Source organism: Candidatus Obscuribacterales bacterium (assembly GCA_036703605.1).
Taxonomy (GTDB): Bacteria; Cyanobacteriota; Cyanobacteriia; order RECH01; family RECH01; genus RECH01.
The window spans coordinates 1-7,005 of record DATNRH010000141.1; the positions used below are offsets into that span (position 1 = coordinate 1).

General features: G+C 55.9%; 8 protein-coding genes. 6 read left to right on the top strand and 2 right to left on the bottom strand.

All coding sequences use genetic code 11. From position 1 onward, the window contains the following. From V6D20_02875 to V6D20_02890, 4 genes are all read left to right on the top strand, one after another. The coding region (locus tag V6D20_02875) for a GNAT family N-acetyltransferase (GenBank protein ID HEY9814737.1) at positions 1 to 778 on the top strand (778 nt) is incomplete at its 5' end. 244 nt (positions 779 to 1,022) lie between these two features. After that, entirely contained in the window at positions 1,023 to 1,616 is a 594-nt protein-coding gene (locus V6D20_02880) for a DUF3177 family protein (GenBank protein ID HEY9814738.1), read from the top strand. A gap of 135 nt (positions 1,617 to 1,751) precedes the next feature. Then, positions 1,752 to 2,054 carry a hypothetical protein gene (locus tag V6D20_02885; GenBank protein ID HEY9814739.1) on the top strand — a complete coding sequence of 101 codons (303 nt, stop codon included), beginning with the start codon at positions 1,752 to 1,754 and terminating at the stop codon, positions 2,052 to 2,054. 337 nt (positions 2,055 to 2,391) lie between these two features. Next, on the top strand, positions 2,392 to 3,150 hold the full coding sequence (locus V6D20_02890) for a phosphoadenylyl-sulfate reductase (protein ID HEY9814740.1): 759 nt from the start codon (positions 2,392 to 2,394) through the stop codon (positions 3,148 to 3,150). Positions 3,151 to 3,153: 3 nt separating this feature from the next. Here the strand turns inward: V6D20_02890 and V6D20_02895 are convergent, their stop codons facing one another. Then, positions 3,154 to 4,419, bottom strand: coding sequence for a site-2 protease family protein (locus V6D20_02895; GenBank protein ID HEY9814741.1), 1,266 nt, complete (start codon positions 4,417 to 4,419; stop codon positions 3,154 to 3,156). Positions 4,420 to 4,570: 151 nt separating this feature from the next. On the opposite strand from V6D20_02895, the gene V6D20_02900 reads away from it, so the two are divergent. After that, positions 4,571 to 5,494 (top strand): ankyrin repeat domain-containing protein, encoded by a 924-nt coding sequence (locus V6D20_02900; GenBank protein ID HEY9814742.1) that lies wholly within the window; start codon positions 4,571 to 4,573, stop codon positions 5,492 to 5,494. Positions 5,495 to 5,497: 3 nt separating this feature from the next. Then, positions 5,498 to 6,337 (top strand): GNAT family N-acetyltransferase, encoded by an 840-nt coding sequence (locus V6D20_02905; GenBank protein ID HEY9814743.1) that lies wholly within the window; start codon positions 5,498 to 5,500, stop codon positions 6,335 to 6,337. On the opposite strand, the gene rsmG is transcribed toward V6D20_02905, so the two are convergent. Next, on the bottom strand, positions 6,329 to 7,005 hold a 677-nt coding region (gene rsmG / locus V6D20_02910), incomplete at its 5' end, for a 16S rRNA (guanine(527)-N(7))-methyltransferase RsmG (protein HEY9814744.1). The two genes, V6D20_02905 and rsmG, sit on opposite strands and share 9 nt — an antisense overlap.

The window sequence follows — 7,005 nt, forward strand, 5'->3', positions numbered from 1 at the left end:
CTACAAAGCCCTACAAGGGGTGCGGGGTCGCCTGCCGGTGGATCTCGATGCCCTAGAGAAACTGCTGGTACGCTTCAGTTATCTAGTGGTCGAGCAGCCCTGGATTCAGGAAATTGACATCAATCCGCTGTTCGCTCGCCCCATGCCCGCCGATAGTGTATCTGGATCCTCGTTGATTGCCCTGGATGCACGGGTGGTGCTGCATCCGGCTGATGTGCCCACGGACGATCTGCCCAAGCCGGCCATTCGTCCGTACCCAACGCAGTACACGAGTCCTTGGACGATGCGGGATGATACGCCGGTGATCATTCGTCCCATTCGTCCTGAAGATGAGCCGTTGATTGTGCAGTTCCACACCACCCTTTCTGAGGAAAGTGTCTATCTGCGCTATTTCAACATCATGAAGCTGAGTCGGCGCATTGCCCACGAACGCCTCACCCGCATTTGCTTCATCGACTACGATCGCGAGATGGCTTTGGTGGCGGACTACAAGGATCCAGAAACAGGACATCACACCATTTTGGGCGTAGCACGGCTGAGCAAACAGCATGGCGTGAATGAGGCAGAGTTTGCCATGTTGGTGAATGATGCATCCCAGCGCCAGGGATTGGGCACCGAGCTGCTCAGTCGCCTGATCCAAATTGCCCGGAACGAAAAAGTGGGACGGGTGACCGCCCAAATTCTCAACGAAAACCAGCCCATGCAGCGGGTTTGCGAGAAGGTAGGATTCAGCCTAGAGCGAACGCCCGATTTGGTGAAAGCCTATATTGATCTGTGACGTGCAAGATCTGTGACGTGAACTATGAGACTGGGGGCAGCGATCGCCCTCAGTACTAACTGTGTCTCATGCGACGGTGCGTTACATCTGCGCTTCACCCTACGGTTTAAACCATGGATCGCCCCCTAGCAGGCCCAGTGCATACCAGTAACGGCAACGGCCCGGATCCCCAGTCGTTGTCGTTGTCGAGTACCATAGATGACTGGGCCAACCGGGTATTGATGAGTTTTAAGGATTTCAACAGATGACGGATGAGTTGCTGCGATCGCTCGTTTGGACAGATTATCGCTTGGCGGTTTTGTTTGCTGTCCTAGTCCCACTCATCCTCTTGGTGTGGGCCGCGGTGAAAAAGGCCGAAGCCATCCAGCGGCTCTTGGTGATCTATTGGCGCGTATCCAGTCTGCTGGCGATCACCGTCTATCTGATGATTGGTGGATTGCCCCTCAGCTTTATCTCCGCCCTCGCTGCCCGCATTTTGATCCCGGTGGGGCTATGGTTTTGGGCCGACCTCAACGAAGAAATTGACGACCAGCGCCGCACCCCTATCAAACTAACCTTCACGGCTTGGCGCTGGGCCATGACCGTCTATATGGGACTGGGAGCGATCGCCCAGCTCTTTACCCTACCCTGTGCCGTCTCCCAAACTGCCTTTGCTGGCACCACCTGTCAAGTATGGCTTGAGGCTCCGCTGCTATTCCGAGAATTTTTCCACAGTAGCTCCAGTCGCGGATTTCTCGGCTTTTGGGGAATTGTCGGTTTGGTTATCTACGTGATTTACCTTGGCTATTTTGTCTTTGTCCGGTTGAATCGTCAGGGGCGATCGGCGGTGCAAGACTAGCTCAGCCTGGGCGATTCGACGTCGCGCCTGCCCAGGCAAAACCGCCTATACGGGTTCATGACGTCCGGTGAGTTGCCGTCGTTATTAACTCCTGGCGTTTTTTATATTAACCATGATGGAAGGGGGCTCTCTGCTATGGCAGCCACATCCCTAGGGGTTCGCCTAGAGAACTATACGTTGAAATGTCCGCAGGAAGTGCTGATGGTGCATGCCCAACTTGAAGATGACACGGATCAAATTGTCATCTTCCGAGGCTTTTCCAGTTCCCTCATGCATCCCACTGCCTACGATCCCGACGTGCCGGTACTGTCAGCAAAAGCTGATATTATCGCCATCGATCGCTTGCAGGGCCCCTACGATCCCAGCCAGCCTCGCTACCTGCAGCAGGGACTCACCCTAGACGACATGGAGCAGTTGATGCAGGCTGCTGGCGTCTAGGCTATCGCCAGGCTATGTCCGGCGATAGTTGGTACTGGATCCTTAGTCTTGGTAGACTGGAGTATCTCATCCCAAGTGATGATACGCATCCAACGTAGAGCAACGAGTTTTGCAGATTTAGCCGTGGCTTCATGGCATGATCAATAGCAGATCACCTTTCCACATCCAGAGACGTTGAGTGTCTATCCCAACAAATGCCTCTCTCACGGTTGCAGAGAGGGTGGTCTCCGTCCATGATCGGGTTGGCAAAGGCGATCGCCTAAGTCTAGGTGAGACCTTGATTAAACAGAATGCGTGTGTAACAACGGGACTTCATGCAGTTGAGCGAGCAATGCGTATGGTAGGTATAGCACTGGAACATCCCGACCTTGATCTAGATACTGTTAATCAGAGCTTGACGGGGTTGAGTGCGACGCGAATGGTTGAATGGGCCGCTGAAACGTTTCAAGATGGCTTGGTGATGAGCACCAGCTTTGGCATTCAGTCGGCGGTGATGTTACATCTCGTTACGTCCGTGATTCCCAGGATCCCGGTAATTTGGGTTGATACAGGTTATTTACCAGCCAAGACCTATCGGTTTGCCGAACAGTTGAGCGATCGCCTCCAGCTCAACCTTCAGGTCTATCAATCACCGATGAGTCCTGCCCGCATGGAAGCACTCCATGGGCAGCTTTGGTCGAAGGATGACGTTGAATCTCTCAACTTCTACGATCAAATTCGTAAGGTTGAACCGATGCAGCGGGCCCTGCGAGAGCTAGGGGCAACGGCCTGGTTGGCCGGGCTGCGCAGTGATCAAACCAATCATCGCAGCACTCTGCGCTGGGTGAATCGCCAGCGGGGGCTCTACAAGATTTTGCCCATCCTCGATTGGCACGCCAAGACGGTGTATGAGTACTTACAAACCCATGATCTGCCTTACCATCCCATGTTTGATGAGGGCTATATGACCGTGGGTGACTGGCATTCGAGCCGGCCGATTACCGCCATGGATGAACATGAACGGGATACCCGCTTCCATGGTCTGAAACAAGAATGTGGGCTGCACTTACCCCAAACGCCGGGGGAAGAGGAAAGCCTAAATTCCAGCTCCCTCTAGCCGCTAACGAATTTGGGCTGTCTGGGCGATCGCCACTAAGGGTAAGCTATCGGGGTAGGCTTGGTCTGCCTTAATCTGCTGCACAATCTCTTCGTTGATGGGTTGTTTGAGCCCCTTAGACAGCGCTCGCACAATATCGCCGCGATCGAGTAAACCTGCGATCGCTCCGGTTGGCGATCGCACGAGAAGCCATGGGTAGGGCTGCTGCTCTAGCCGATCAATAGCATCGGCTAGACATAGGCTCTCATCCACAATAGGTAAAGTCTCTAGGGGCTGAGTTATGGCACTCACGGGGGAGCTGGCCCAGTCAGCAGAGGGGATCTGATGCAGATCGTCCAGCCGCAACACCCCTTGATAGACACCCTCTGCCACCACAAAGCAACAGTTGGGCGGTGGTTGCCCTAGGAGGTAGCGATCGGCCATCTGTTGAATCGTTTGTGTGACCTCAACGCTGATAAAATCTCGGGTCATAGCCTGGGCAACCGTCAGCCGTAGCAGCAGGCTCTGCAGTGCAGCAAACTGCTGATGGGCATTGGCATGGCGCAGACCAAACCAGCCCAGCAAGGCAATCCACAGAACGCTCACCATGGCATAGCGCACCAGTAAAACTAAGCTGAAGGCGATCGCCAATCCCCCCAACAACCAGCCCGCCCGAGCCGCCCAGCGTACGCCTTGGATGCGACTCCCCGTCAGCTTCCAGATGGCAGACTTGAGCACCTGACCGCCATCGAGGGGGAGGCCCGGCAGCATATTGAACAAGGCCAGCATTAAATTGATCCCCGCCAAGTTGGCCACGACCATCCGGCCCGGTGACCCGTTGGGCAGCAGGCCTTCCAGCAAAGCCAGCACCATGTATAGCCCAAAACTCATCGATGGGCCAGCGATCGCCACCTGAAAAGCCTGCCCCGGCGTTTTAGATTCTTGGCTGATCGTGGCCATGCCGCCAAATAGGAAAAGGGTAATCGACTGCACTGGAATGGCGTGGGAGCGGGCTACTAAACTATGCCCCAGCTCATGCAAAACCACCGATAAAAATAGCGCCAATGCCATGGTTAATGCAGCGATCCAGACCATCGTGGGTTGCCAATCCATCATCTGCCACGTTGTGCCATAGGCGTAGGTTACCACCGCCAGAATGATGAACCAAGAGGGGGCAATGAGAATGGGAATGCCCAAGATGGAACCAATGCGCCAACCAGTATTCATCGCTAGTAGCCTGCGATCGCCTCCCCCATTATGGGCGATCGCCTCGACGTTGTTGCTACCCACCTACTTCGTTGGCGCATTCTCCAACTTAAAACCTCAAGTATCCCAAGCAATTTTTTGAATTTCGCGATCCAGACTTGTCTTGTGGGTACATTGAGGTCAAGATGGACTCACTTCAGTCTTTCTCTGCCTCTACCTTCAAACGCTAAGCATTATGGGTGTTTTGTTAAAGTGTGCTACCTGCGGTGGCAAAGTTTCATCCGCTGCCAAAGCCTGTCCTCACTGTGGAGAACCCGATTTTCATGGAGATGGCATTGCCGATTGCAGGGTAGACGACAAGACGCTTGAGAATGGCCTAGCGACGGTCTCATCGTCCCTGATGCCAGAAGCCGCTGAGATCGCCGAGACACTGGCTAATGGCAGCACCCACCCCGAACCAGAGACCACCCTGCAGGTCGTGGAGACGGAGACGGTAGATGCTGAACCTGCGCCCGCGCCTACCCGATCGATTCCTCTGATCGTCCACTGGGCATCCCTCGGCTGTTTGTCCGAGATTCAGCAAAGTATCGCCGAGTTTCCCGACGTCAATGTGACTGGTGATGATGGCTACACCGCCCTCCATGCCGCCGCCCAGCAGGGGCACACGGACGTAGTTCAGTTTTTGCTCACCCATGGCGCAAACTGCGGTGTGCGCTTCAACCCCGATCGCCCCTCTCCCTACGCTGGGTTCACGCCTTTGATGCTGGCGGAAAAAACAGGGAATCACGATGTGGCTGAACTGATTCGCACTAAGATGGAAGCCGACCAGGCCCAGCGCCTAGCCGCAACCCCCCGCCCCCGCAGCCAGCATTCGCCCATCGCCAAGCAAGCGATCGCGGATGTGGCCGCCTCAGCACGCCAGTCGCAGCCCCGCGTTGTTAACCACAATCACACCCTGGGCGACAAGCACTTAGATGTGGTCTATGTTTTTGCCAACCGCAGCGATCTACAAACCGCTCGGCGCAATGGCAAATGTGAATGGCTGCAGTTTGAAACCCGAGCTGCTCTACGCAAGCGTGGCTTTCCGCTGCAGATCTATCCAACCATCAATATTTGGTTTAAAGATAAGACAGAATTTTATGGCAATGAGGGACGATAGACGGTGACTCAGGACGACTTCATTATTCGTCAGATGACGCCAGCGGATCTAGAGCTAGTGCTAGATTGGGCGGCGGCAGAGGGCTGGAATCCAGGACTAACCGACGCGATCGCCTTCCATCAAACCGACGCCAAGGGGTTCTTGATCGGCTACATCGGGGATCAGCCCGTGGGCTCCATCGCGGCGATCCGCTACGGCGATCGCTACGGCTTCCTTGGCCTCTACATTGTCCAGCCGCAGTGGCGCGGGCGCGGCTATGGGATGCAGCTCTGGCAGGCAGGGTTGCAGATCCTCGGCGATCGCACCTTGGCCCTAGATGGCGTTCTGGCCCAGGTGGATAACTACCAAACTTTTGGCTTCAAAATTGCCCATCACCATATTCGCTACGAAGGGCTGGGAGAAGCCTATGCCAAACAGGCCGGCGTCGTGCCCCTGCGAGATATTCCCTTCACCACCCTGCTGGACTATGACACCCAGCATTTCCTAGACCGCCGTCCCACCTTTTTACAGGCCTGGGTGGGTCTCAATGAAGGGTATGCCTTTTTAGAACATGGGCAACTTCTCGGATACGGCGTCATTCGGACCACCCGCAAAGGCTTCAAACTTGGCCCTCTATTTGCCGACCGGCCAGCGATCGCCCAATCCCTCTTCCAGGCATTGCTCACCCATGCCATCGGCCAACCGGTGTTTCTCGACTGCCCCGATGCCAATCCGGAGGCGATCGCCCTGGTCGAAACCCACAATATGAAACCCGTGTTCACCTGCGCCCGCATGTATACCCAAGCGCCACCGCCTCTGCCCCTGTCTAAAATTTTCGGCGTCACCACCCTAGAGCTAGGCTAGCAACGGCTGCTGTTTGGGAATGCCCACCGCGCGGGGATAGGCCGCGGGCGTAGCCGCCACCTTGGTGAGATAGATACTGTGGCGCACGCCTTGGGTGATGGGGGTCTCAAAAGCATCCACCTGAGCGATCGCCCCGCCCAACTGTCGCGCCACTGCCTGCAACTGCTGTTCTTCCTCCACCGTCCACTGCCCGCGATAGAGCACCACCTGCCCCCCCAGCTTCACCAACGGCAAGGCATATTCAGCACAGGTGGCCACCGATGCCACGGCCCGCAGCAGCACCCAGTCATACTGTTCCCGGTGGGTGGGCAGATGACCGAGGGTTTCCACCCGACCCACCATGGGTGTGACATTGGTCAACCCCAACAGCGGCAGCGCTGCCTGCACCACGTCAATCTTTTTGCGGGTCGAGTCGAGCAGGGTCACGTCCCAATCTGGACGAGCGATCGCCAAGGGCAACCCCGGAAAGCCGGCCCCCGTACCCACATCCATCACCCGCGCTGGCGCTGCATTGACCAACCCGATCGCCACCCCCCGCAAAGAATCCCACAAATGCTTTTCCCAAAAGTTGAGGGGCTCGGTAATCCGCGTTAGGTTGACGCGCTGATTGGCATCGAGAACATAGGCATAGAGGGTCTGAAACTGATCCTGCTGGGCAGGGGTCGGAT